The sequence below is a fragment of the Bowdeniella massiliensis genome (assembly GCF_023634005.1).
In the GTDB taxonomy this organism is placed as follows: Bacteria; Actinomycetota; Actinomycetes; order Actinomycetales; family Actinomycetaceae; genus Bowdeniella; species Bowdeniella massiliensis.
Window position 1 is genome coordinate 111,371 of the sequence record NZ_JALIQR010000003.1, and the last position, 24,611, is coordinate 135,981.

The 24,611-nt window shown below is 63.3% G+C and carries 17 protein-coding genes and 1 riboswitch; of the genes, 14 read left to right on the forward strand and 3 right to left on the reverse strand.

All coding sequences use genetic code 11. The features are described from left to right. Positions 1-64: 64 nt before the first annotated feature. The 4 genes from sucC (at position 65) to MUN85_RS02815 (ending at position 4,532) form a co-directional block, all read left to right on the forward strand. Positions 65-1,228, forward strand: a complete 1,164-nt coding sequence (gene sucC, locus MUN85_RS02800) for an ADP-forming succinate--CoA ligase subunit beta (protein WP_250505284.1) — start codon at positions 65-67, stop codon at positions 1,226-1,228. A gap of 18 nt (positions 1,229-1,246) precedes the next feature. Continuing rightward, positions 1,247-2,167, forward strand: a complete 921-nt coding sequence (sucD, locus tag MUN85_RS02805) for a succinate--CoA ligase subunit alpha (RefSeq protein ID WP_092563065.1) — start codon at positions 1,247-1,249, stop codon at positions 2,165-2,167. A gap of 344 nt (positions 2,168-2,511) precedes the next feature. Further along, positions 2,512-3,096 carry a hypothetical protein gene (locus tag MUN85_RS02810; protein WP_250505285.1) on the forward strand — a complete coding sequence of 195 codons (585 nt, stop codon included), beginning with the start codon at positions 2,512-2,514 and terminating at the stop codon, positions 3,094-3,096. Between the two features lie 47 nt (positions 3,097-3,143). Continuing rightward, entirely contained in the window at positions 3,144-4,532 is a 1,389-nt protein-coding gene (locus tag MUN85_RS02815) for a cell division protein PerM (RefSeq protein WP_250505286.1), read from the forward strand. On the opposite strand, the gene MUN85_RS02820 is transcribed toward MUN85_RS02815, so the two are convergent. After that, positions 4,514-4,939, reverse strand: a complete 426-nt coding sequence (locus tag MUN85_RS02820; RefSeq protein ID WP_250505287.1) for a hypothetical protein — start codon at positions 4,937-4,939, stop codon at positions 4,514-4,516. The genes MUN85_RS02815 and MUN85_RS02820 overlap by 19 nt on opposite strands. Positions 4,940-5,009: 70 nt before the next feature. On the opposite strand from MUN85_RS02820, the gene purN reads away from it, so the two are divergent. From purN to MUN85_RS02850, 6 genes are all read left to right on the forward strand, one after another. Then, positions 5,010-5,666 (forward strand): phosphoribosylglycinamide formyltransferase, encoded by a 657-nt coding sequence (gene purN, locus MUN85_RS02825; protein ID WP_250505288.1) that lies wholly within the window; start codon positions 5,010-5,012, stop codon positions 5,664-5,666. Positions 5,667-5,677: 11 nt separating this feature from the next. Next, positions 5,678-5,766, forward strand: a riboswitch (ZMP/ZTP riboswitch). 20 nt (positions 5,767-5,786) lie between these two features. Further along, positions 5,787-7,427, forward strand: a complete 1,641-nt coding sequence (gene purH / locus MUN85_RS02830) for a bifunctional phosphoribosylaminoimidazolecarboxamide formyltransferase/IMP cyclohydrolase (protein ID WP_250505289.1) — start codon at positions 5,787-5,789, stop codon at positions 7,425-7,427. 15 nt (positions 7,428-7,442) lie between these two features. After that, positions 7,443-8,762, forward strand: a complete 1,320-nt coding sequence (locus MUN85_RS02835; RefSeq protein ID WP_250505290.1) for an APC family permease — start codon at positions 7,443-7,445, stop codon at positions 8,760-8,762. Further along, positions 8,755-11,043, forward strand: coding sequence for a 6-phosphofructokinase (locus MUN85_RS02840; RefSeq protein ID WP_284500853.1), 2,289 nt, complete (start codon positions 8,755-8,757; stop codon positions 11,041-11,043). The genes MUN85_RS02835 and MUN85_RS02840 overlap by 8 nt, the downstream gene beginning before the upstream one ends. A 39-nt stretch (positions 11,044-11,082) precedes the next feature. Continuing rightward, positions 11,083-12,744, forward strand: a complete 1,662-nt coding sequence (gene pgi / locus MUN85_RS02845) for a glucose-6-phosphate isomerase (RefSeq protein WP_250505291.1) — start codon at positions 11,083-11,085, stop codon at positions 12,742-12,744. Then, positions 12,741-13,076 carry a hypothetical protein gene (locus MUN85_RS02850; protein ID WP_250505292.1) on the forward strand — a complete coding sequence of 112 codons (336 nt, stop codon included), beginning with the start codon at positions 12,741-12,743 and terminating at the stop codon, positions 13,074-13,076. The genes pgi and MUN85_RS02850 overlap by 4 nt, the downstream gene beginning before the upstream one ends. A 72-nt stretch (positions 13,077-13,148) precedes the next feature. Here MUN85_RS02850 and MUN85_RS02855 read toward each other — a convergent pair whose 3' ends face one another. Together MUN85_RS02855 and MUN85_RS02860 are read right to left on the reverse strand one after the other, a co-directional pair. Continuing rightward, complete coding sequence (locus tag MUN85_RS02855; protein WP_250505293.1) at positions 13,149-14,159, reverse strand: zinc-binding dehydrogenase; 1,011 nt, start codon at positions 14,157-14,159, stop codon at positions 13,149-13,151. 13 nt (positions 14,160-14,172) lie between these two features. Further along, positions 14,173-14,937 (reverse strand): glucose 1-dehydrogenase, encoded by a 765-nt coding sequence (locus MUN85_RS02860; RefSeq protein ID WP_250505294.1) that lies wholly within the window; start codon positions 14,935-14,937, stop codon positions 14,173-14,175. Positions 14,938-15,092: 155 nt separating this feature from the next. On the opposite strand from MUN85_RS02860, the gene MUN85_RS02865 reads away from it, so the two are divergent. The 4 genes from MUN85_RS02865 to pulA all read left to right on the forward strand — a co-directional run bounded on the left by MUN85_RS02865 (position 15,093) and on the right by pulA (position 24,569). Next, positions 15,093-16,433: an MFS transporter gene (locus MUN85_RS02865; protein ID WP_250505295.1), complete on the forward strand. Its 1,341-nt coding sequence runs from the start codon at positions 15,093-15,095 to the stop codon at positions 16,431-16,433. A gap of 33 nt (positions 16,434-16,466) precedes the next feature. Further along, complete coding sequence (locus MUN85_RS02870; RefSeq protein ID WP_250505296.1) at positions 16,467-17,372, forward strand: ornithine cyclodeaminase family protein; 906 nt, start codon at positions 16,467-16,469, stop codon at positions 17,370-17,372. Positions 17,373-17,498: 126 nt separating this feature from the next. Then, positions 17,499-18,482 (forward strand): malate dehydrogenase, encoded by a 984-nt coding sequence (locus MUN85_RS02875; protein WP_250505297.1) that lies wholly within the window; start codon positions 17,499-17,501, stop codon positions 18,480-18,482. A 117-nt stretch (positions 18,483-18,599) separates the two neighbouring features. Next, positions 18,600-24,569 carry a pullulanase-type alpha-1,6-glucosidase gene (gene pulA / locus MUN85_RS02880; protein ID WP_250505298.1) on the forward strand — a complete coding sequence of 1,990 codons (5,970 nt, stop codon included), beginning with the start codon at positions 18,600-18,602 and terminating at the stop codon, positions 24,567-24,569. The last annotated feature ends 42 nt before the right edge of the window (positions 24,570-24,611 follow it).

Sequence of the window (24,611 nt, forward strand, 5' to 3'; positions counted from 1 at the left end):
AGGCTGTCCCTAGATGTCTTGATGTCGAGGCATTTTTATCCGATCACGGAAGGACTTAAGAAGCGTGGATCTCTTCGAGTACCAGGCTCGGGACCTCTTCGACAAGCATGGCGTACCGGTGCTCAGGGGCATCGTCGCGACCACGCCAGAAGAGGCTCGCAAGGCAGCAGAGGACCTCGGTGGTGGCACCGTCGTCGTCAAGGCCCAGGTCAAGACCGGTGGCCGCGGCAAGGCGGGCGGCGTCAAGCTCGCTCACTCGCCGGAAGAAGCCGAAGAGGCCGCCAAGGCCATCCTCGGGATGGATATTAAGGGCCACACCGTGCACAAAGTGATGGTGGCCGAAGGCGCGAAGATCGCTGAAGAGTATTACTTCTCCGTCCTGCTTGACCGTGCTGAGCGCCGCTACCTTGCGATGTGCTCGGTGGAAGGCGGCATGGAGATCGAACAGCTCGCCGTCGAACGTCCCGAGGCGCTCGCGAAGGTCCCCGTCGACCCGAGCGTTGGTATCGATGACGCGAAGGCCCGTGAGATTGTGGACCAGGCCAACTTCCCGGACGAGCTCAAAGATGACGTTGTCGCGGTCATCTTGAAGCTGTGGGACGTCTACACCGGTGAAGACGCCACGCTCGTGGAAGTCAACCCGTTGGTGAAGACCGAGGATGGTCAAATCATCGCCCTCGATGGCAAGGTCTCCCTCGACGACAATGCGCGTTTCCGTCACCCTGAACACGAGGAACTCGTGGACAAGTCTGCGACGGACCCGCTCGAGATCAAGGCGCAGGAAGCCGACCTGAACTACGTCAAGCTCGACGGTGAAGTCGGCGTCATCGGTAACGGTGCCGGCCTCGTGATGTCGACCCTCGATGTCGTGGCCTACGCAGGCGAAAAGTATGGTGTAGGTCCCGCAAACTTCCTCGACATCGGTGGCGGTGCCTCCGCAGAGGTCATGGCCGCCGGCCTCGACGTCATCCTCGGCGATGAGCAGGTCAAGTCCGTGTTCGTAAACGTCTTTGGCGGTATTACGGCCTGTGATGCCGTTGCCAACGGCATCGTCAAGGCGCTCGAAATGCTCGGTGATCAAGCATCCAAGCCGCTCGTGGTGCGTCTCGATGGCAACAACGTCGAGGAGGGTCGCGCAATCCTCGCGCAGGCGAACCACCCGCTCGTGACCATGGCAGATACGATGGACGGCGCTGCGGCCAAGGCCGCCGAGCTGGCCGCGAAGTAAGGACGGGAAAGCACTCACATGTCTGTTTACCTCGATGAAAACTCTAAGGTCATCGTCCAGGGCATGACCGGTTCGGAAGGGCAGAAGCACACCAAGCGCATGCTTGGCGCGGGCACGAATATCGTTGGTGGTGTGAACCCGCGCAAGGCGGGCACGTCGGTAACGTTCGATGTCGTTCCTGCTGGACCCGCTGCTGACACCGTAGAAGCCGGCGAAAAGGACATCCCCGTCTACGGGACGGTCGCCGAAGCCAAGGAAGCTACCGGTGCCAACGTTTCCGTGATCTTCGTGCCGCCGGCATTTACCAAGTCCGCGGTTATCGAAGCCGTCGATGCGGGTATCCCACTCGTCGTCATCATCACGGAAGGCGTCCCGGTTGCGGACACCTCGGAGTTCTTCTCCTACGCCCAATCGAAGGGTGTTCGCCTTATCGGTCCGAACTGCCCGGGCATCATCTCACCCGGAAAGTCCAATGTCGGTATCACCCCGCCGGATATCACCGGTCCGGGCAAGATTGGACTGGTCTCCAAGTCCGGCACCCTGACCTACCAGATGATGTACGAGCTGCGTGACATCGGCTTTACCACCTGCATCGGCATCGGTGGCGACCCGGTTATCGGCACGATTCACATCGATGCGCTGAAGGCGTTCGAGGAAGACCCCGAAACCGAGCTCATCGTGATGATTGGCGAAATCGGTGGCGACGCGGAAGAACGCGCAGCAGCCTACATCAAGGACAACGTCACGAAGCCGGTCGTTGGATACGTCGCTGGATTCACTGCTCCGGAGGGCAAGACCATGGGACACGCTGGCGCGATCGTCTCCGGGTCCTCCGGTACCGCTCAGGCGAAGAAGGAAGCGCTTGAGGCGGTCGGAGTCAAGGTCGGTAAGACCCCGACCGAAACCGCGAACCTCGCTCGCGAGATTCTCAACGGCTAACGTCCAGACGCAGTGGCGCCGCCCAGGTTATTCCTGGGCGGCGCCACTGCGTTGGGCAGGGGACTATGCTGCTTCAACTTCCCGGTCGCTCGTCTTGTGAGCAGCAAGACGTCCCCGCTAAGCCTGCCAGATAGGTTCCGGAGTCGGTGGCGTAAGGAGAGAGACCACCACGAAGACGACCAGGCTCGTGCCAAGGCCGATATAGATGGGCTCGTTTCGCGCTGTTTGCGGCTGCATTGTTATGTGGTGTTTTGGCCGCTGGTTGCAGCGGCGCGCCGGGGCAGTCGGCCACGCCTACTGCAGGCGGGGAGGGATATCCTGACCTGTCGCAGTGGCGGCCATCGGTGACCCCAACGCGCCAAGAGTGGACGGATGAGGAAGCCCAGGCTGAGCGGCTGCGGTTGGCGGAAGTGCAACGGCCCGAGAATGCGGCAGGCCTTCCCGTGCCTGACTTGGTGGAGTGGGTGGATATTGCGGACTGGCCGAAAGCCTATGCGGAGTGCATGACGGCTGCCGGTTATGAAGCAACCGCCCTGCCGGATGGTTCAGTTGAAATGGGGCCAGTGCCAGAGTCTCAGATATCAGCGCGGGACATTGTGGGATGGGAGTGCTCATCGAAGTATCCGGTCCATCCGTCGCAGGACGGCGCCTTGAGTGCGGAGCAATTGACGGTGCTGTATGAGTACTACACGGACTTCTTTATTCCGTGTGCTACGGCCGCGGGGGTGAAGTGGAAGGATCCGTCGATCCCATCGGAGGCCGTGTTTAAAGAGCGGATGATGAGCGGGGAGGTAGAACCGTGGATTCCGGCCTCGATTATGACCTGGGAGGCGGCCTCGGTTTCTATCGGCGATATGAATACCGATGAGGGGCGCGAGTTTTGGTCCAGGTGTCCGGCCTCACCTCCCTACGAGTACCTCCACCCCTAGCCTGTCGCCGCTGAGGCGCGGGGCTGGGGTGCCTAGACTTGGGGGCGATGAGCACCATGACAACCTCCCCACCTCGCATCCTTCCCGAAGGCTGGCTGCGCGCCGCCCTGGCGGGAGTTGAGGCTGTCGTCCTTACCTGGCTCGCGGTCGCGGCGGTATCTCTCATCGCCTATGCGGCAACGGCTACGTCTCCGCAGCTCGGGAACGCGACGTGGACGAGCTCGATGGATGTGGCAACCTCGGCGTTTTTCTTGGCGTTCGCGCTGCCGATTTCCACCCACCTAGGGCCGCTGACGCTGGCACCCACCTTCGTGACATTGCTCGTCGGCGTACTGGCGTTTGCGGCGAGTCGGAGGCTTGACGCGGCGGGACTGCGGCAACTGTGGTGTACCGGCGCAGGGACGAGCGCCGGCGTCTTCGTCATTGGAGCGATCGCCGGAATGGGGCTGTCCTCGCTACCTTCCGCGGTGGCAGCGGGAATCGTGGCGGCGCTCGGCAACCTCGCGGCGCTACCGCCGGCTGAGCGGGCGCTCACCTCCTCGCAATGGGATGGCGCGCTAGCTTCGGTGCGCAGAGTGCTTGAGCGGTTACCGGATTGGCTCCGCAGAGCATGGCCGGATGCGATGCGGGCACTGTGGTGGCTCGCGGGTCTCGGACTGATGGGACTCGTCATCGCCATCGCCACGGCGTGGCATCGGGTCAGTTACGCGACCGGGGGATTGACGGATTCCGTGCTCGATACCGCCGCGATTTGGCTAGCGCAGCTCGGCTACCTGCCAACGCTCATCACGTGGGCGCTGGGCTGGCTCATTGGAGCAGGCTATTCGATCGGGCCGGTGCGCTTTGTCCCCGGCACCGATGCGACGGGCCTGCTGCCCGCGGTCCCGGTTCTTGGAGCCGGCCCGCATTCTGCATGGTCGGGCTGGATTTCGCTCGTACCTGCGGCGGTCATGCTGGCGCTTGCAATCTGGCGGACGCGGCGCCACGGCGAAGCCTCGCTCATTGCCAGCATGCTGAGGGCCGTGGCAAGTTCCGTGGTGCTGCTAGCCTCGCTCGTGCTCGCCGCGACCCTGACCTCAGGTGCGATCGGTAACGGCGTCTTGGCGCGCAACGGCGTGTGGCCGCTGCACATGCTCGCGTTTGGGGCGCTCGTCATCGTGGCGCCATACCTCATCGGGGTGGCGATCTCACATCCCGATTCGCTTGCGTGGCTGCGTGGAGTGGTCGGTAGCGCGCGCACCCGAATCGGTGATCGCGGACATCGCGGTGCTGACTCCGAGGAGCAAGCAGAAGCGCCCAGGCGGACGTTCAGCTCCACGGCGGCGCCGGCCATCAAGGTGCCGCTTCAGGACGAGGGGGATGACGCGATCCCGGACTTTTTGCGGAGCGAGGACGATACGCCGGATCTCGACGAGGACTATCCGCCGAAGAGCTGACGAAGCAGCGAGGACGTCATGTCCTTTTCGCACGCGATCCGGCCAGCGTCGGTGAGGGCCGTTGAGACGCACTCGAGGTAGGCGCTCGTCGTAGAAAATGCGAGGAGCTGAATGAAGGTAGAGACGGCAAAGAACCCGCCGAGCACCATCGTCGCGATCAGGAAGAACCGGAAGACGCCGGTGCGCGGTGCGCCGCGAAGCTTTCGTAGCGCGTAGATACCGGTGGGAATGACGGCCACGGCAACGAGCCCGGAGGCGATGACCGCAGCCATGGGGGCGCGCGGCGCGTTCAGGACCATCGACAAGATGAGCAGCAAGCCAGCCGCGATGGCAGGCTGCGTTGAGGTGATCCGCTCGGCGGCCTCACCGGGCGGTGTCTTGTCATTGGAGGTTGGGATCGTGCTCACGTGTCTCTTTCCGGGTGGCAGTCCTCCTATTGAATCACCCCCAGCCGCGCTTGCCGCTACGCTTAGCGGCGTGACTACCCCCACGCCCGTTGTGACACCTCCCCTTGGCTCGCACGCGAAGCCGGCGCGGCTCGTCGTGCTCGTCTCCGGCGGCGGCTCGAACCTGGCGGCCCTCATCTCGGCGTGCGCCGATCCCGCTTACGGCGCCACGGTCGTCGCGGTTGGCGCCGACCGGACGGGAACAGGCGGGGCAGCGCTCGCCGAGGACGCCGGGATCGCCACGTTTGTGACGCGCGTGGGCGACTACCCCAATCGGCAGGCATGGGATCATGCGCTCACGGCCGCCGTGGCAGCGCACGAGCCGGACCTCGTCATCTCAGCGGGGTTCTTAAAGCTCTGCGGGCCCGAGTTTGTCGCCCGGTTTTCCGGCCGTTATCTCAACACACATAACTCGCTGCTGCCATCCTTTGCCGGGATTCGTGGTCCGGCCGAAGCCCTCGCCTACGGGGTGAAACTGGCGGGAGCGACGCTCTTCGTCGTCGACGAGGGCGTTGATACCGGAGTGGTGCTCGCGCAGGTGGCGGTGCCCGTCGAATTTGACGACACCGAGGACAGCTTGCTGGAGCGGATCAAAACGGCGGAGCGCGCCCAGCTCGTCGACGTAGTTGGGCGGATGTGCCGCGAGGGCTGGAGCGTCGCGGGACGCCGCACCCGGATCGGTTCCTGACGCGATACGATAGGCGCGGCCGCAACTGGCGAAGAAGGTGGAGCACCACCGGGGAGCGGCCGCAGGCATCCGTCCCGCATCGCGCGCCTGGGTGGGGGAGCTCAACCGCAAAGGATGTTCATGACCCGTCGCCCCATTGCCCGCGCCCTCGTCTCCGTTTTCGATAAGACCGGCATTGCCGAGCTTGCTCGCGCCCTTGGCACGGCAGGCGTTGAGATTGTGTCCACCGGATCAACGGCCGCAACCATTGCCGAAGCAGGCGTTGCCGTCACGCCCGTCGAGGAGCTGACGGGTTTCCCCGAATGCCTCGATGGCCGCGTCAAGACCCTCCACCCTGCGGTGCACGCCGGGATCCTGGCCGATCGTTCCAACCCTGATCACGTGGCACAGCTCGCCGATCTCGAGGTCGCTGGCATCGACCTCGTCGTCGTCAACCTCTACCCGTTTGCCGCGACGGTGGCCTCAGGGGCATCGGTCGCTGAGTGCATCGAAAAGATTGATATCGGCGGGCCGACGATGGTGCGTGCCGCCGCGAAGAATCACGGCAGCGTCGCGGTCGTGACTGATCCAGCCCGCTATGGAGAGGTCGCCGCGGCGCTCGCCGCCGGCGGATTCACCGACGAGGAACGGCGCGCCCTCGCGCTGGACGCCTTTCGCCACACCGCGACCTACGATGTCGCGGTCGCGACGTGGCTGGCGCAACTCGGGGGGCAAGACGAGCTGCCGGAGTGGCTGGGGCGGACCTGGGATAAGGCCGCAGACCTGCGCTACGGTGAGAACCCACATCAGCGAGCGGCGCTCTACGTCAGCGGTGAGGGGCTCGCGAGCGCGGAGCAACTCGGCGGCAAGGCAATGAGCTACAACAACTACGTCGATGCGGATGCGGCGTGGCGAGCAGCGTGGGACCAGGGCGATCAGCCAACCTGCGCGATCATCAAGCACACGAATCCGTGCGGGCTCGCTGTCGGGCAGACCATCGCTGAAGCGCACGCCGCTGCCCACTCCTGCGATCCGATGAGCGCCTTCGGCGGCATTATTGCCGTCAATCGGGAAGTTGATGCCGAGCTCGCTGCCCAGATCGTGCCGATCTTCACCGAGGTCGTCCTCGCGCCCAGCTATAGCGAACAAGCGCGTGACATCCTCGGCGCCAAGAAGAACCTGCGGCTGCTCAAGGTCGCCCCACCCGAGCGCTCCGGTGTGGAGATCCGGCCCATCTCCGGCGGCCTGCTCGCCCAAGAAGTTGACACGATCGATGCCGTCGGACGTCGGGATGACGGAAGGGGATTCGGCGATGATAGCGAGCATTGGAATCTCGTCGCTGGAGAGGCGGCCGACGCGCACACCCTCGCGGACCTCCAGTTCGCGTGGCGCGCCGTGCGAGCAGTGAAGTCCAATGCGGTGTTGCTCGCCAGGGACGGCGCGACCGTCGGGGTTGGGATGGGGCAGGTGAATCGCGTCGATTCAGCAAAGCTCGCAGTCGAACGGGCAAATACGCTCGGTGTGACTGTTGCGTCCGAGGTCGATTCCGCCGGTGGCGCTGAAGGTGTGGATAGCTCCGGTGCTCCGGAGCGGGCGCGCGGCGCTGTTGCAGCCTCGGATGCATTCTTCCCGTTCCCAGATGGCCTGCAGGTCCTCATCGATGCCGGGGTCCGGGCTGTTGTGGCGCCCGGCGGTTCGGTGCGCGATGCGGACGTGATCGCCGCGGCGAAGGATGCCGGTCTCACGATGTACTTCACCGGGGTGCGCCACTTCTTCCACTGATCTTATGATCGGACCATGGCCTCTGAGCTAGCCAGGCTGCTGACCGCGAAACAGGCTGTAGTGATCGGCCTGGGATCGATGCTCGGCGCCGGCGTCTTTACCGCCTTCGCGCCCGCGGCCGCCGTGGCTGGCTGGGCGCTCCCGTTGAGTCTTGTCCTGGCAGCCGCCGTCGCCTTCGCAAACGGCACCGCCTCAGCCCAACTTGCCGCCCGCTATCCCAAAGCGGGCGGCAGTTACATCTACGGGCGAGAAAAGCTCGGCACATGGCCAGGCTTCTTTGCTGGCTGGGCTTTCACCATCGGCAAGACTGCCTCGCTTGCTGCGATGGGACTCGTCGCGGCAACCTATCTACACCCGAGCAATCCCCGACCCGTTGCGCTCGGCATCTTGGCTTTCGCCACGATCATCGCGTGTCTCGGCATTACCCGAACAGCACGCGCGACTGCCGTGACCGTCGCGATCGTCCTGCTCGTTTTGGGGTGCGTCTTCCTCACCGCCTTTGAATTACCTGCCGCCTATCCGTTCTGGTCGCACGTCACGGAGCTGGCGGCCACGGCCGATGGAACCACCGTCAGGGGAATGGCCCAAGGCGCAGCCCTGCTGTTCTTTGCCTTCGCCGGCTACGCCCGCATCGCGACGATGGGTGAAGAGATCCGGGACCCGGCCTCCTCGATCCCGGCAGCGACCCACCAGTCGATCGGGCTGGTAGCGGTCATCTACGCGGTGATCACGTATCTGCTCCTTACTCGGCTCGGGCCCGAAGCGACAGCTGCTACCGATATGCCCATCGCAAGCCTCGTTGACCTCACCCGTTTTGACCGCATCGGGATCGTGTTGAGTGCGACGGCTGCACTGGCTGCCACGGGAGCCCTGCTTGCTCTCATTGTCGGGATTTCCCGCACCCTGCTGGCGATGTCTCGCCACGGCGACTTGCCGGCGTTCTTCGCCCGCACCAGCCGTCGACAGGTCCCGGCGCTCGCCACCGTCGTCGTCGCCGGAGTCGTCGCGGCACTCATGGTCTTTCTCCCCTCGATTACCACGGCGATCGGCTTTTCCTCCTTTGGTGTCCTGCTGTACTACGCGATCGCCAACGCATCTGCATTGCGTCAGCCCGCAGCTGAGCGGCGTTACCCCCGGGTCCTTCACATCTTTGGGCTCCTCGCGTGCCTTGGCCTCGTCGCATCACTTCCGGTCACCTCGATTGTGATCGGTGCAGGCGTTGTCGTGGTTGGGTTGATCTACCGTCTCGTGTGGTTAGGGCTTATGACTCACCGAAAACCACCCCGGGTTGAGACAATGGAGCCGGAGCCAGGAAAGGACACCCAAGATGAGTGAGTCCGAGACCGGACACGAGAACCCGTCAGCCGAAGACTTTGCGCGTGGGCAGGGGGTGCGGATCGGAGTTCTCACCTCCGGTGGCGACGCGCAGGGGATGAATGCGGCGGTGCGCGCCGTAGTTCGCACCGCGCTTGTCATGGGAGCAACCCCACTCGCCATCCTCGAGGGTTGGCAGGGAGCGGTCGATAACTCCATCCAGGAGATGGGGTGGTCGGATGTCTCCTCGATCCTCAACCAGGGCGGCACCGTGATCGGGACCGCGCGGTCTGCGAATTTTCGGGAGTATGAGGGCCGGCTGGTCGCCGCCGAAAACCTTATCCGCCACGGTATCGACAAGCTCGTAGTGATCGGCGGCGATGGATCGCTGACCGGTACTAACCAATTCCGTAACGAATGGTCGCAGCTCTTAACCGATCTCGTTGAGGCCGGGCGGATCAGCCACGAGGAAGCGGCTGCCCATCCATATCTCGCGGTCGTGGGACTCGTGGGGTCGATCGATAACGACCTCGTCGGCACGGATATGACGATCGGCGCCGACTCGGCCCTACACCGCATCGTTGAAGCCATCGACGCGCTGACGTCGACGGCAGCGTCCCATCAGCGCACCTTCGTCGTCGAGGTTATGGGCAGACACTGCGGCTATCTTGCGCTCATGAGCGCGATAGCGGGTGGCTGTGACTATGTCCTGATTCCCGAACGGCCTCCGGGCGAAGGCTGGGAAGAGGAGATGTGCAACGTCCTGACGCAGGGGCGTGAGGCGGGACGTCGCGAATCCATCGTCCTTGTTGCGGAGGGCGCGCAGACCCGAAGCGGGGACCGGATCACCGCAGCGGATGTCGCAGGCATCCTCAAAGACCGGATGGACGTGGACGCTCGCGTGACGATCCTCGGCCATGTCCAACGCGGTGGCACTCCCTCGGCCTATGACCGGTGGATGCCCACACTGCTCGGGTATGCAGCGGTGCAGACCGTGCTCGAGCAGGGCAGTGATGATGGCGCTGTCATCCTCGGTGTGCGGCACAACCGGATCGCCCGCCTCGATCTTGTGACAGCGGTCAGTGACACCCGAAACGTCGCGACGCTCATCGAGCAGGGAAGCTACGACGAGGCTGTCGCCGCGCGAGGCCGGTCATTTACCGAGATGTTGAAGATCAACTCCCTACTTTCGGCGCCACCGTCACAGGCCCCGCGCGCTACCGGAAAGCGGATCGCGATCCTGCACGCCGGGGGACTAGCTCCGGGAATGAACACGGCCGCCCGCGCGGCAGTGCGGTTGGGGCTCGCACGCGGCTACACGATGCTGGGAGTACGAGGCGGCTTCCCGGGCCTTATCGACGGCGCCGTCGACGAACTCAGCTGGGACGATGTCGAAGGCTGGGCGTTTGCAGGGGGTGCGGAACTCGGCACGCGGCGGACTGAACCAAGCCTGGAGCAGTTCTACGCCATCGGACGCTCGATCGAAACCCAGCAGATCGATGGGCTCATGATCATTGGCGGGATTAACGCCTACATGTCCGGCTACGAGCTTGTCAGCCAGCGCGACCGGTATCCGGCCTTCCGAATCCCGATCGTCCTCGTGCCAGCATCGATCGATAACAACCTTCCCGGCTCCGAACTCTCGATCGGAGCCGATACCGCCGTGAACAACGCGGTGTGGGCACTCGATCGAATTAAGGAGTCGGCGGCCGCTTCCCGCCGTTGTTTCGTTGCCGAGGCGATGGGACGAAAGTGCGGCTATCTCGCCTTCATGTCGGGCCTGGCCGCCGGGGCTGAACTCGTCTACCTCAACGAAGATGGCGTCGACCTTGACACGATTGCCTCCGATGCGGCCATTATGCGGGCCTCGTTTGAAGCCGGTCGAAGGCTCTTCCTGGTCGTACGCAACGAAGAGGTCTCCGAGCTTTTGACCATGGACTTCATGGCGCGAGCCTTTGAGGAAGAAGGCGGCGGACTTTTTGATGTCCGACAAAGCGCGATCGGTCACCTCCAGCAAGGTGGTAGTCCCACCCCGTTCGACCGCCTGCTTGCCACCCGCCTGGTCTCCCATGCCCTCGATGAGATCTGCCGCGAGATTGAGGACGAGACGTCGGCGGCGCTGTATATCGGGATGGCGGCCAATTCGCTGTCATCGCGTCCCATCGAACGGATGCTCGATGATTTCGATGTCGCCGACCGTCGTCCGAAGTATCAGTGGTGGCTGGGACTGAAACCCGCGGCGCAAGTCGTGAGCTTACCCGGCGCGGGGCTGCTCGGCCCGATTCCGATCATGGATGCCTAGCACCTAGGCTGTCATTAGCTCGACTTCCAAGGAGAACAGATGAGTATCGATCCGACAACCACGACCGCGTGGCAGGCACTGCAAGACCTCGCCGACGTCTTCACGATCGACCTGCGAGAAGAGTTCGACAACGACGATAACCGCGTTGCCGATTTCACCGCTCGAGCAGGCGACCTGTATGTCGACATGTCGAAGAACCTCCTCACCCGGGAAGTACGCGACGCGCTCCTTTCCCTCGCTGGCGAGTGCAAGGTCGAGGAATATCGCGACGCGATGTTCGCCGGAGACAAGATCAACGTCACCGAGGGGCGATCGGTGCTCCACACAGCACTGCGAAGGGAGCAAGGAGATACCCTCACCGTCGATGGCCAAGACGTCATCGGCGATGTGCACGCCGAACTCGACAAGGTCTACGACTTTGCCACCCGCGTGCGCTCCGGGCAGTGGCGCGGCATTACGGGAAAGCCCATCACGCATGTCGTCAACATCGGAATCGGTGGCTCCGACCTCGGGCCAAAGATGGCCTACGAGGCGCTGAAGCCCTACGTTCAAGACGGCCTGGAATGCCGCTTCGTGTCCAACATTGATCCGAGCGACATCTTTGAAAATACGGTTGACCTCGACGCTGAGACCACACTATTCATCATCGCCTCCAAGACGTTTACGACCCTGGAGACGCTGACCAACGCCAGACTCGCGCGGACGTGGTTGCTTGACCAGCTACGGGAGCAGGGCATCGTCACGGAGGACAATGAGTCCGAGGCCATTGCCAAGCACTTCGTCGCGGTATCGACCGCGCTCGATAAGGTCGCCGAGTTCGGCATCGATCCCGACAATGCCTTCGGTTTTTGGGATTGGGTCGGCGGTCGTTACTCCGTCGATTCCGCGATCGGAACCTCCCTCGTCGTCGCCATTGGCCCGGAGAACTTCGCTGAGTTCCTTGCGGGCTTCCGCGCCATTGACGAGCACTTCGCCAACGAACCCGCGGAGGGCAACGTCCCGCTGCTGCTCGGTCTGCTCAACGTGTGGTACGTCAACTTCCTCGGTGCCGAGTCCCACGCGGTCTTGCCCTACGTGCAGTATCTGCACCGCTTCCCGGCCTACCTGCAGCAGCTGACCATGGAGTCCAATGGTAAGTCGGTGCGATCGGATGGTTCCTACACCGAATACGACACGGGAGAGATCTTCTGGGGTGAGCCGGGAACCAACGGTCAGCACGCCTTCTATCAGCTGATCCACCAGGGGACACGACTAATCCCGTGCGATTTCATCGCGGTGGCGAACCCCGCTCACGGTCTCAAGGATGGTGAGACGGACGTCCACGAGCTGCTGCTTGCCAACTTCTTTGCCCAGACCAAGGCGCTCGCATTTGGCAAGACTGAGGAAGAGGTTCGGGCCGAAGGAACCGAGGAGAAGATCGTTCCCGCCCGAATCTTTGAGGGCAATAAGCCTTCTACCTCGATCATGGCACCCGAGCTGTCACCCAAGGTTTTGGGCGAGCTCATTGCGCTCTACGAGCACATCACCTTCGTTGAAGGAGCTGTCTGGGGAATCGACTCCTTCGATCAGTGGGGCGTCGAACTTGGCAAGCAATTGGCGAAGGACCTCACGCCCGCGGTCGCTGGCGACGAGAAAGCCCTGCGTGAGACGGATGCCTCTACCCGGGCGCTGATCGACTACTACCGCAACGAGCGCGAATGACCGCTGTGAATCCGGGGGCACAGCCGGTTGACTCTCGCACGAGCTCGAAGTCGGCTAAGAGCGCCAATCGTGTGGTGTTGGTGCTCACCGCTGCCCTGATTCTTCTGGCGCTCGCCCTGTCATATGGGATCGGTGCGCAGGCAGGGATTGTGACGGTCGCTCTCGGCTGCATTGCAGCTGCCGGCGCTCGTGCGGTATTGCCGGAGTCTGTCATGCCGGCGGCTCGGTCACGCTGGTTCGATATCGCTGTCCTGCTCGCAGCAGCAGTGATCCTCTTTGCCTTCCTGCCCGTGGCCGGTCCTGGCATGGAGCGACCGATCCCGGTCCCGTAGCAGGACTGAGAAAACCACGGCCACACATGACTGTGGGCCTCGATAATTCGAGGCCCACAGTCATGTGATGGACTAGGTCAGATCGATGAGGACCTTGCCGGACTCCTGAGAGTTCTTTGCCATCTCAAAGGCTTCCACCGCATCGGTCAGCGGATAGACATCGGTGATGACGACATCAGCGATGGAGGATCCTTCATCGGAGGCAAGGATCTGAATCGCGAAGTCAATCTCATTGTCGAAGCGGAAGGCCCCGCGAATCTCGACTTCCTTCGACAACAGCCCTGCCATGTTGATGGGTTGGGGTCCGCCGGGGAACATTCCGATTTGAGAGATCACACCCGCTTTGCGGACCGCCGGGATGCAGCCGTTGAAGGCAGCTGCGACTCCCGTGCACTCCAAGACCACGTCAAAATGGTCGGCAGGTAGTTCATCGTGGCCGACCCTGACAACCTTGTCGACACCGAGCGCGCGTGCGCGCTCGAGCGGACCGTCGAGAATATCGGTCGCCCAGATCTCGGCTGCCTTGCCAGCCTTGGCTCCCGCTGCGGCAAGCAATCCGATAGGCCCGGAGCCTGACACGAGGATGGCCTTGCCTGTCGCCCACCCTCCGATCGCAACGCCGTGCAGGCCCACCGCTAGTGGTTCGGCGAGGGCCGCTGCCTTCAGATCCATATTCGCGGGCAACTCCCGCACCATGTAATCCTCCACGAGGAGGTAGTCGCTCATGGCGCCTTGCGTGTGGGGCCAGGTTGCTGCCGATCCCAGGTAGGACCCGCCGTTCCACAGATGACGCCCGTAGCGCAGATCCTTGGTGCCGAACCGCGCCGGGTGGATGGTTACAGGGGTGCCTTCAGCGAGTTTTCCCGATGGATCATGAGCGACCGTACCTGAGACCTCATGGCCGGGGATCAATGGCTCCTTGACGACGAAGTCGCCGTTGGTCCCATTGAAGTAGTAGTGCAGATCGGAGCCGCAGATGCCCACGTAGGCGACGCGAACGAGGACTTGGCCGGCGTGTGCTTGAGGAGTCTTAACCTCGCGAACTTCGGCGTCGCGGGCTCCTTCGATCACAAAAGCGCGCATTACTTCTCCTTTGCTACACGACAGACGTCATGCCGCCGTCGACGAAAATATTCTGCCCTGAGACGAAGCTCGAGGCATCAGAAGCTAGGTAAATCAGAGTCCCGATGAGCTCGTCAAACTTCCCCCATCGCTGGGCAGGAGTGCGGGCAATGCACCATGCATTGAATTCAGGATCTTCCCAAAGATTGCGGTTCATCTCGGTGGCAAAGTAGCCGGGGGAGATGCAATTGACCTGGATGTTGAACCGGGCAAGATCCGCAGCCATTCCACGAGTGAGCATCGCGACGCCACCTTTAGAAGCGGAATACGGGGCGATTGTCTGCCGAGCAAGCATCGATTGGACCGAGCCAATATTGACAATTTTTCCCGAACCTCGCTCGGCCATCGCCGGGCTGATTGCTCGCGAAACATAGAACGCGCTGGACAAATTCGAGGCAATGACCAAATCCCAATCATCGGCATCGAATTCGGTAAAGGGTGCGCGGCGCTGCACGCCCGCATTATTCACCAGGATGTCGGGCACCCCGTGCTCATCTATTAGACGAGCTGCTCCATCAACCACGGCGGACTTGTCCGTGACATCGAAGCTGACGGCGGCACATTCCGCTCCCGCTTCTCGGATAAGTTCTTGCGTTTCGGCTAGCGCTTCGGCATTGCGCCCGTGCACGATGGCCCGCGCACCGTGGCTGGCCAATCCGAGAGCAAGGGCTCTCCCGAGCCCACGCGAGGATCCGGTAACCAATGCCAACTTGTCACGAACGTTGAAAAGATCGCTCACGTGAACTCCTTCGAGCGGCTGACGGCTTGAACCTCAGTCTACGTAAAGAGCCGTCTCACATTCCGTGAACGGCGCTGCCGCAGCATGCATTTTTGTTGCTATAGTCCCGAGTTACCCATACCACCCGGGGTGTGCCGGGCCACCAAAGGAGTACCATGTCTACCAGCGAAAACGCGACCTTCAAGGCGGTGACAAATCGCCGAGTGCTCACCGGTTCGCTAGCGGGCAGCGCAATCGAGTGGTTTGACTTTTTTCTCTACGCCACAGCCGCAGCGATCATTTTCGACAAGCAGTTCTTCCCGACCGATGACCCGAATATCTCTCTCATCCTGTCCTACCTGACGCTTGCCCTGACGTTCTTCGTCCGCCCCTTCGGCGGCATCGTCTTCTCCCACATCGGTGACCGGGTGGGCAGAAAAAAGACCCTGGTCATCACCCTGTCTCTCATGGGCGGAGCCACCGTCGCCATTGGGTTACTGCCCAACTATGACCAGATCGGTGTCCTGGCACCGATTCTGCTCATCATCTGCCGTATCGTGCAGGGGCTTGCCATCGGAGGCGAGTGGGGTGGGGCGCTGCTCCTGGCGTATGAATATGCCCCGAAGAATCGGCGCGGCTTCTTCGGTTCCGTGCCCCAAACTGGCGTCACGATCGGCATGCTCATGGCTTCCCTATCTTTCGCCATCGTCTCGGCGCTGCCCGATGCGCAGTTCCAATCGTGGGGCTGGCGGGTTCCTTTCATCGCTTCCATCGCGCTCGTCTTCCTGGGCCTGTGGATCCGAAAAGGACTAAACGAGACCCCGGCATTCCAAGCCGCCAAAGACTCCGGTGCCGTGGCCAAAATGCCCCTGCTGGACACTTTGAAGGATCATTGGCGTTCCGTTCTCATCGCGGTCGGAATTAAGTTCGTGGAAACAGGTCCGTTCTATATCTTCGTTACCTTCGTGGTCTCCTACGCGACGACGAACCTGAACTATGAGCGACCGACTGTCCTCAATGCGGTAAGCGTGGGCGCCCTGATTTCCACGGTCATGATCTTCACGATGGGAGCGCTGTCGGATCGGGTCGGACGCAAGCCTGTCTTTACTGCCGGTGTCTTCATGACGATGGCGTTCGCCTTCCCCTTCTTCCTCCTGCTTGACCTGCACGCAACCTGGGCCGTGTATGCCGCGGTGATCATTGGGCTTGCCATCGTGTGGCCGCCAGTGACGGCAACCCTTGGCACCCTCATGTCGGAGACCTTCTCCACTCGCGTGCGCTACACCGGGGTCACGCTCGGCTACCAGGTTGGCGCGGCGCTCGCGGGCGGCAGTGCGCCGCTCATTGCGACGTGGCTCCTGCGCGAGTTCGACGGGAGCTGGACCCCGATCGCGTTCTACATGATCTTCTTGTCTGTCATCGGTCTCGGCTCCGCGATTGCCTCAGGGCCCGTCGTGCGTAAGGAGACCGCGGACCTCAAGGCCTCCGGCAGGTGGGTAGAGGAGGCGGACGCCTAAATGGGTGGGCCCAGCTATCTTTCGGATCAGGTCGTGCGAGACAGCATCACTCCGACGAAGGCGCGAGAACTCATCCGTGATGCCCTGCGCGGAGACTTCGACCCGGCAATGGATCCAGTGCGCGGTAACGTCGCTGCCGGTGCAGGACATTTCCTCCTCATGCCCTCGACGATCGGGCCGTGGACCGGAATCAAAGTGCTGACCGTGGCACCCGATAACCCGAGCCTGGGACTCGAACGGATTCAGGCGTTTTATCAACTCTTCGACTCCGCTACCCTCACGTGCCGCGCGATCATCGAAGCTAATGCGCTCACCTCGCTGCGAACCCCTGCCACATCGGCTGTTGCGGCCGATGTCCTCGCGGCTCCGGATGCGAGCAGGCTCCTCGTTGTGGGAAGTGGGGGACAGGCCATCGGCCACGTGAGGGCGATGGCCGAGATTCGGCAGTTGACAGATATCGCGCTCACCGCGCGAAACCGGGACAAGGTTGCCGAGGTTGTCGCGCAATTGCGTGCGGAAGGCTACCCGGCGCGGGTTGCGGACTCCGCCGCCGAAGCCGCCGATTGCGACATCATCGTGTGCGCAACGTCCGCGGCAGAGCCCGTCATCGCCGATTCGGACGTCAAAGATGGGGCATGCGTCATCGCGATGGGTAGCCACGAGCCGCACTATCGCGAACTTCCTGGCGAGCTGATGGGTCGTTCGCTCGTCATCGTGGAGGATGTTGCAACAGCGTTGCGGGAGGCAGGGGATGTCATTCAGGCGATCGCCGAAGGTCATCTCAAGCAAGCAGATCTCGTACCACTGCGAGACCTTGCGGCCGGTCAGGTCTCGCGGCGAACCAATGCTCCAAACGTCTTCAAGGGAGTCGGGATGAGCTGGCAAGACCTTGCGGTAGCGGTCGGCGTCGCAACCGCGGCCGGTATCGACCATACCTAGGGTGGCCCTACCACACGGTTTTGCCGACCATCACGGACCGAAGCCGTGGCGAGGGCCCGGTAACCGCGTAAACTTTGGTTCGTACGAACAACCGAGTACCACCCCATGGCAAAGGAGCTCATCGCCATGACCACTCCGGTCAATGTCACCGTTACCGGCGCTGCCGGCCAAATCGGCTACGCCCTTCTCTTCCGGATCGCCTCTGGCCAGCTGCTGGGCGAAGATGTCCCCGTCAAGCTGCGTCTCCTGGAGATCCCGCAGGCTGTCAAGGCCGCCGAAGGCACCGCGATGGAACTGGACGACTGTGCCTTCCCGCTGCTGAAGGGCATCGATATCTTCGATACGCCCGAGGCCGGCTTCGATGGCGCCAATATCGGCCTGCTTGTCGGTGCCCGCCCCCGGACCAAGGGGATGGAGCGTTCGGATCTGCTGGCCGCCAACGGTGGGATCTTTGGTCCCCAGGGCCGCGCCATCAACGACAAGGCCGCGGACGATATCCGCGTGCTCGTCGTGGGCAACCCGGCCAACACCAACGCCTACATCGCAGCGGCCTCCGCGCCCGATGTTCCGGCCGATCGTTTCACCGCGATGATGCGCCTGGACCACAACCGCGCGATCTCCCAGCTTGCAACCAAGCTCGACGCCGATGTCACCGACATCAAGAAGATGACCGTGTGGGGTAACCACTCCGCCGATCAGCACCCGGATGTCTCCTACACCACGGTGGCCGGCAAGCCTGCACTCGACCTCGTCGACGAAGCATGGCTTTCCGACTACTTCGTGCCGACGGTCGCCAAGCGCGGCGCCGCCATCATCGAGGCACGCGGCGCATCCTCGGCCGCATCGGCCGCGAACGCTGCGATCGACCACATCTACGACTGGGTCAACGGGACTCCCGAGGGCGACTGGGTTACCCCGGGCATCGCCTCTGACGGCTCCTACGGAGTTCCCGAGGGCCTCGTCTTCGGCTTCCCGGCCACCGCCGAAGGCGGCGAGTGGAAGATCGTCCAGGGCCTCGATCTCTCGGAGACGACGAAGGCTGGAATTCAGCGCAATATCGACGCACTGGTCGAAGAGCGCGACGAGATTAAGGCAATGGGAATCCTCTAATCCCACAGCCGGACCATACGGCGGGGGGGGTCACCACGGGGGAACACTCCCCGCCGTAAGCGTTTACAGGGATTGTGTCTTCTACCTGGATCCCCTCACCGACGATCGGAACACGCCATGTCTCCCATCCCCAGGAAGCGCCGCATTGCTGCCGCGCTCACCACTGGTTTCTTAGCCCTGACTTCACTCGCGGCCATCCCGTTTGCCGCTGCCGAGACCACGAGCGCCACGCTCGTCGGTTCGCTGCAGTCAGAACTCGGCTGCGCCGAGGACTGGATGCCCGCCTGCGATGCGACCACCATGACCGCCGCAGACGATGGGATCTATGAGCTGACAGTGACGGTCCCAGCGGGGGATTGGGAGTTCAAGGTCGCGCTCAACAAGTCCTGGGACGAGTCCTACGGCGATGGCGCAAATAACGTTCCGCTCAGTCTTGCGGGTGCCACCGAACTGACGTTCACCTACAACGATGAGACGCACGCCCTCGGCCTAAAGCCGACGTCTCTTCCGGGCGCCTACACGGAGGCCGACGCAGCTCTCGTGGCGAAACCTGCCACCCATGCCGGGGCGGGCCAACAGTTCTACTTCGTTCTCACCGATCGCTTTGCTAACGGCTCCAGCGCGAACGATACCGCCGGCCTAGGCGATGACCGCCTCGCCTCCGGCTTCGATCCCACCGACATCGGCTTCTACCACGGCGGCGACCTCGCCGGCCTGAAGGACAAACTCGACTACATCGAGGGGCTCGGAACCACCGCTATTTGGCTGACGCCGTCCCTGAAAAACAATCCCGTCCAAGGTGAGGGCAATGACGCCTCGGCCGGCTATCACGGCTATTGGATCACCGACTTCACCCAGATCGATCCGCACCTGGGCACGAACGAGGAGATGAAGGCCTTCATTGACGCGGCCCACGCGCGCGGCATCAAGGTCTACTTCGACATCATCACGAACCACACGGCCGACCTCATCGACTACGAGGAAGGCACCTACGACTACAAGGACATCGCGAGCCATCCCTACAAGGACGCCGACGGCAATGTCGTTGATGTCAGCAAGCTTGCGGGCAAGGACGGTTTCCCGACCTTCGATCCAAAGACCTCCTTCCCCTACACTCCCATCCGCGCGGCAGACCAGCCCCAGATGGTGCCCGAATGGCTCAATGACGTCACTCTCTACCACAACCGCGGAAACTCGACGTGGGAGGGCGAATCCGTCACCTTCGGTGACTTCGTCGGCCTCGATGACCTCATGACCGAAAACCCCAAGGTCGTTGATGGCATGGCCGATATTTATCGGCAGTGGATGGATCTCGGGATCGATGGCTTCCGGATTGATACCGTCAAGCACGTCAACTTCGAGTTCTGGACCTCCTTCAGCTCCCAGCTGCAACGCCATGCGGATTCGACGAACCCCGACTTCTTCACCTTCGGCGAGGTCTACGACGCGGATGCCGCCAAGATTTCGCCCTATATGCGCAAGACCGATATGTCGGCCGTCCTCGACTTCACGTTCCAATCACGTGCCGTCAACTACGCCAAGGGCCTGACGAGCGCGGGGCTGTCCGCCCTGTTCGCCGACGATGACCGCTACACAAGCCCGACGTCTAACGCCTCCTTCTTGCCGACCTTCCTCGGCAATCACGATATGGGGCGCGTCGGCCACTTCCTGAGCGGCACCGATAACGCCGAGGCGCGCAGCAAACTCGCGCACTCCCTGATGTACCTCACACGCGGCCAGCCCGTCGTCTACTACGGCGATGAGCAGGGCTTCGTTGGCAATGGCGGCGACAAGGCTGCCCGCCAGTCGATGTTTGCCTCCAAGGCGGAGGAATACACGAGCCAGAACAAGCTCGACGGCTCGCCCTACGGCACCGGCGATCACTTCGATACCTCCGCGGCCCTTTATGGCCACATCGCGGCTCTCGGTGAACTGCGCGCTGAGCATCCCGCGCTCAACACTGGCGCTCAGATCGAGCTCTTCGCTTCCGATGGCCCCGGACTCTACGCATTTGCGCGCGTCGACCGCGACGAAAAGTACGAATACGTCGTAGCGCTGAACAACACCAACGCGCCGATCACCCAGGAGATCCATACGCTTACCCCGGGGGCATCTTACGCCGCCGTCTACGGCGCATCGGGCTCCCTGACAACGAACGCCGACGGCGCCGCAAGCCTGACGGTTCCGGCGCTCGGTGCAGTCGTCTACAAGGCCGAAAAGAGCGTGGCCGCGGGTGACCTCAAGCCGGTGCTCAACCTCTCGGGCGACAAGCTCGACGCCATGGCTCCGATCGCGGTCGATACGACGGACAATCGCTGGGCCGAGACGTCCTTTGCCTACCGCGTCGTCGGCTCGGATGACTACACCCCGCTTGGCGTCGCCACCGGGCCCGATGGTCGTGTCTTTGCCGATACCTCGGCGCTGAAGAAGGGCTCCCTCGTCGAGTACCGTGCCGTCACGACCGATGCCGCCGGAAACCGCGAAGCGGCCTCCGGCTACGGTGTCGTCGGCGTGGACCTCTCCGGTTCCGCACCCGAGGCACCCGGCGGTGATGAGCTGTTCGTTACCGTCCCCGGTAGCCATAACGCGGCCATGGGATGTCCCGGCGACTGGCAGCCCGACTGCGAAGCCGCCAAGCTCACCAAGGACGAGAATTCGTCCTGGTACACCGCCGCCTTCGATATCCCGGCTGGCAGCTACGAATACAAGGTCGCGATCGGCGGCAGTTGGGACGAAAACTACGGTGTTGGCGGCGAACGCGATGGCGCGAACCTCACGTACACCGCACCGGGCGGGAAGGTCACCTTCTACTACGACTCGGTCAGCCACCGCGCCTTCACCTCCCTCGACGGCCCCCTGGTCACCCTGCCCGGCAGCTTCAATAAGGCTCTCGGGTGCACCGGCGGTGACGGCGGCAACTGGGACCCGGCATGCCTTGCCACCCTCATGACGCCGGGTGAGAACGGCACCTACACCTTCACCACGAACGCCATCCCCACTGGCAGCCACGAGGTCAAGGTCGCGCACGGCCTCGGCTGGACCGAGAACTACGGGGCCGACGGCAAGCCCGGGGGAGAGAACATCACCTTTAGCGCCCAGGAGGGTAAGAACGTGACCTTCACCTACGACGTCGCCACGCACGTGCTGACCATCGAGGTGACTGATCCGCCCGCCGCCGGCGCCGGTGAACTGCGTGCCCAGTGGATTGATACGACGACGATCGTGCTGCCCGCGAACCTCTTCGGATCCGTGCCCGCACCCGACGCAACAGTGGTCCTCGCCCACAACGCCACCGGCGGCATGAGCCTTGCCGATGGCGAGGTCGCTGGCACCGACGTGACCGTGACCCCGCTGTCCTACGTCGGTGCGCTGAGCGAGCAGCAGCTCGCGCGCTTCCCGCACCTGAAGGACTACATCGCCTTCTCGGTCACCGGTATGGACCGCAGCCAGATCGAGGACGCCCTCACCGGGGCGGTCAAGGTTCTCATCTCCGATGACGCGCCGATCGCCTTCACCGGCGTGCAGATCCCGGGAGTGCTCGATGACCTGTATGCGAGCGACGCTCGCGCCGCCGGTATCGGCGTCACCTTTGATGACGGCGCCCCGAGTGTGAAGCTGTGGGCACCAACGGCAACGAAGGTCTCCCTGCAGCTGTGGGATGACGCGAGCGGCAGCGGCGATCCCACGAGCCACGCCATGACGCGCAACGCGGACGGAACATGGCAGGTTGCCGGATCGCCGGACTGGAAGAACCGCGCCTACCGCTTCGAGGTCACCGTCTACGTCCCGTCCGAGGACGCGGTCGTCACTAACTCCGTGACGGACCCCTACGCGGTGGGCCTGACTGCCGGCTCGACGCACTCCGTGCTGCTCGACCTCGCGGATCCAGCCCTTAAGCCCGAGTCCTGGCGCACCACCGAGGTCCCGGTCGTTGCCCGCGCGGTCGACCAGGCGATCTACGAACTGCACGTGCGCGATTTCTCGATCGGCGACGAATCCGTCCCGGCCGAGATGCGCGGCACCTACAAGGCCTTCACGCTGCCCGAATCCGACGGCGTCTCCCACTTAAAGGAGCTTGCCGCTGCGGGCGTGAACTCGCTGCACCTGCTGCCAACCTTCGATATCGCGACGATTCCGGAACCGCGCAGCGCCCAGGTCGCCCCGCAGATCCCCGATGCGGGACCAGCAAGCGAGGAACAGCAGGCCGCCATCGCCGCGGTCGCCGATCAAGACGGCTTTAACTGGGGTTACGATCCCTTCCACTTCTTCGCGCCCGAGGGCTCCTACGCGCTCGACGAGACGGCCGCGGGCCGCGTCGCGGAATACCGCGAGATGGTCGCCGCGATCAATGGCCTGGGGATGCGTGTCATCGCCGATGAGGTCTTTAACCACACCGCCGCCTCCGGTCAGGCCGAGAAGTCCGTGCTCGATAAGGTCGTGCCGGGCTACTACCACCGCCTGAACGCAGCCGGCAAGGTCGAGACCTCCACGTGCTGCCAGAACGTCGCCACCGAACACCAGATGGCCGAGCAGCTCATGGTTGACTCCGTCATGACGTGGGCGCGCGACTACCACGTCTCGGGCTTCCGCTTCGACCTCATGGGCCACCACTCGGTGGACAACATGCTCGCCGTGAAGGAGGCGCTCGCCACCCTCACCCTGGACAAGGACGGGATCGACGGTAGCACCATCCACCTGTACGGCGAGGGCTGGAACTTCGGCGAAGTCAGCGGCAACGCGCGCTTCACCCAGGCGATCCAAGGCCAGCTGAAGGACACCGGCATCGCGACGTTCTCCGATCGCCTGCGCGACGCCGTGCACGGTGGCAGCCCCGTCGATGGGGACTCCTACCGCGATCAGGGCTTTGGCACCGGGCTGTACACCGACCCGAACGGCGCCGGCCGCCTGCAAGGCGATGACAAGGCGCGAGCCGATCTCCTGCACCAAAGCGACCTCGTCCGCCTCGGGCTTGCCGGTAACCTCGCGGACTACCAGCTCCTGGCCTCCGACGGCAGCGTCAAGCCCGGCAAGGACTTTGACTACCGCGGCGATCCAGCAGGCTATGCCGCGCAGCCCGATGAGGTCATCACCTACGTCGATGCGCACGATAACGAGACACTGTTCGACCTCTCGGTCATCAAGCTGCCCGAGGACACGACGATGGCGGATCGCGTGCGAATGAACGCCGTGCAGCTCTCGACGGTTGCGCTCGCGCAAACGCCGGCGTTCTTCCACGCCGGAACGGACCTCATGCGCTCCAAGTCGCTGGACCGCGATTCCTACAACTCCGGCGATCACTTCAACGCGATCGACTGGCGCGGAATCGAGCACAACTTCGGTGTCGGCCTGCCGCCCAAGGACAAGAACGGCGAGAAGTGGGACGTCATGCGCCCGCTGCTTCAGGACCCGGCCAAGAAGGCTAGCCCCGAGGACCTCGCGCTGTCCAAGGCGATGGCGCTGGACCTGATCAAGCTGCGCTACGCGAGCCCCCTCATGCGGCTGGGCAGCGCCGAGCTCATCGGCGAAAAGGTCAGCTTCCCCAACGCCGGACCGGACCAAACCCCGGGCCTGATCCTCATGCACATCGACGACACGCGCGGCACCGATATCGACGGTGACCTCGATGGCGTCCTCATCGCGATCAACGCCAGCCCGAAGCCGATCTCCGAAAAGGTGGCGGACCTGGCCGGCAAGGACTTCGCGCTGAGTGCCATCCAGCAAGACGGCGCGGACGAGGTCGTCAAGGGCACGACGTGGGATGCCGCCAGCGGCACCCTGACGATCCCGGCCCGCACGAGCGCGGTGTTGCACCTCGCCCAGGAACCCGGCACGAGCCCGACGGACCAGCCGACCGGCGAGCCGACAGGGGAGCCAACCGGTCAGCCGACGGGCGAGCCTACCGGGGAGCCGACGGGCGAGCCCACGAGCCAGCCGACGGCGGCACCCAGCCCGAGTGCGCCCGGCGAGCCGGGCCTGCCGATCACCGGTGGCCAGGCGGGCGCGCTTGCCGCGCTTGCACTTGCGGCCCTCGGCATGGGTGCATGGTTGGTTGCTCGCCGGCGTGATCGGTTTGTTGCTCATCGGTAACGAATTTGATCGTTTCTGGTAGGTCCTAGTGTTTTCCCTTTT

Bases quoted from the DNA above. Each gene is read 5' to 3' on its own strand.
- MUN85_RS02835 (WP_250505290.1), top strand. From the start codon at position 7,443: ATGGCCTCTGAGCTAGCCAGGCTGCTGACCGCGAAACAGGCTGTAGTG.
- sucD (WP_092563065.1), top strand. From the start codon at position 1,247: ATGTCTGTTTACCTCGATGAAAACTCTAAGGTCATCGTCCAGGGCATG.
- purH (WP_250505289.1), top strand. From the start codon at position 5,787: ATGACCCGTCGCCCCATTGCCCGCGCCCTCGTCTCCGTTTTCGATAAG.
- MUN85_RS02855 (WP_250505293.1), bottom strand. From the start codon at position 14,159: ATGCGCGCTTTTGTGATCGAAGGAGCCCGCGACGCCGAAGTTCGCGAG.
- MUN85_RS02865 (WP_250505295.1), top strand. From the start codon at position 15,093: ATGTCTACCAGCGAAAACGCGACCTTCAAGGCGGTGACAAATCGCCGA.
- MUN85_RS02875 (WP_250505297.1), top strand. From the start codon at position 17,499: ATGACCACTCCGGTCAATGTCACCGTTACCGGCGCTGCCGGCCAAATC.
- MUN85_RS02850 (WP_250505292.1), top strand. From the start codon at position 12,741: ATGACCGCTGTGAATCCGGGGGCACAGCCGGTTGACTCTCGCACGAGC.
- pgi (WP_250505291.1), top strand. From the start codon at position 11,083: ATGAGTATCGATCCGACAACCACGACCGCGTGGCAGGCACTGCAAGAC.
- MUN85_RS02815 (WP_250505286.1), top strand. From the start codon at position 3,144: ATGAGCACCATGACAACCTCCCCACCTCGCATCCTTCCCGAAGGCTGG.
- pulA (WP_250505298.1), top strand. From the start codon at position 18,600: ATGTCTCCCATCCCCAGGAAGCGCCGCATTGCTGCCGCGCTCACCACT.
- MUN85_RS02840 (WP_284500853.1), top strand. From the start codon at position 8,755: ATGAGTGAGTCCGAGACCGGACACGAGAACCCGTCAGCCGAAGACTTT.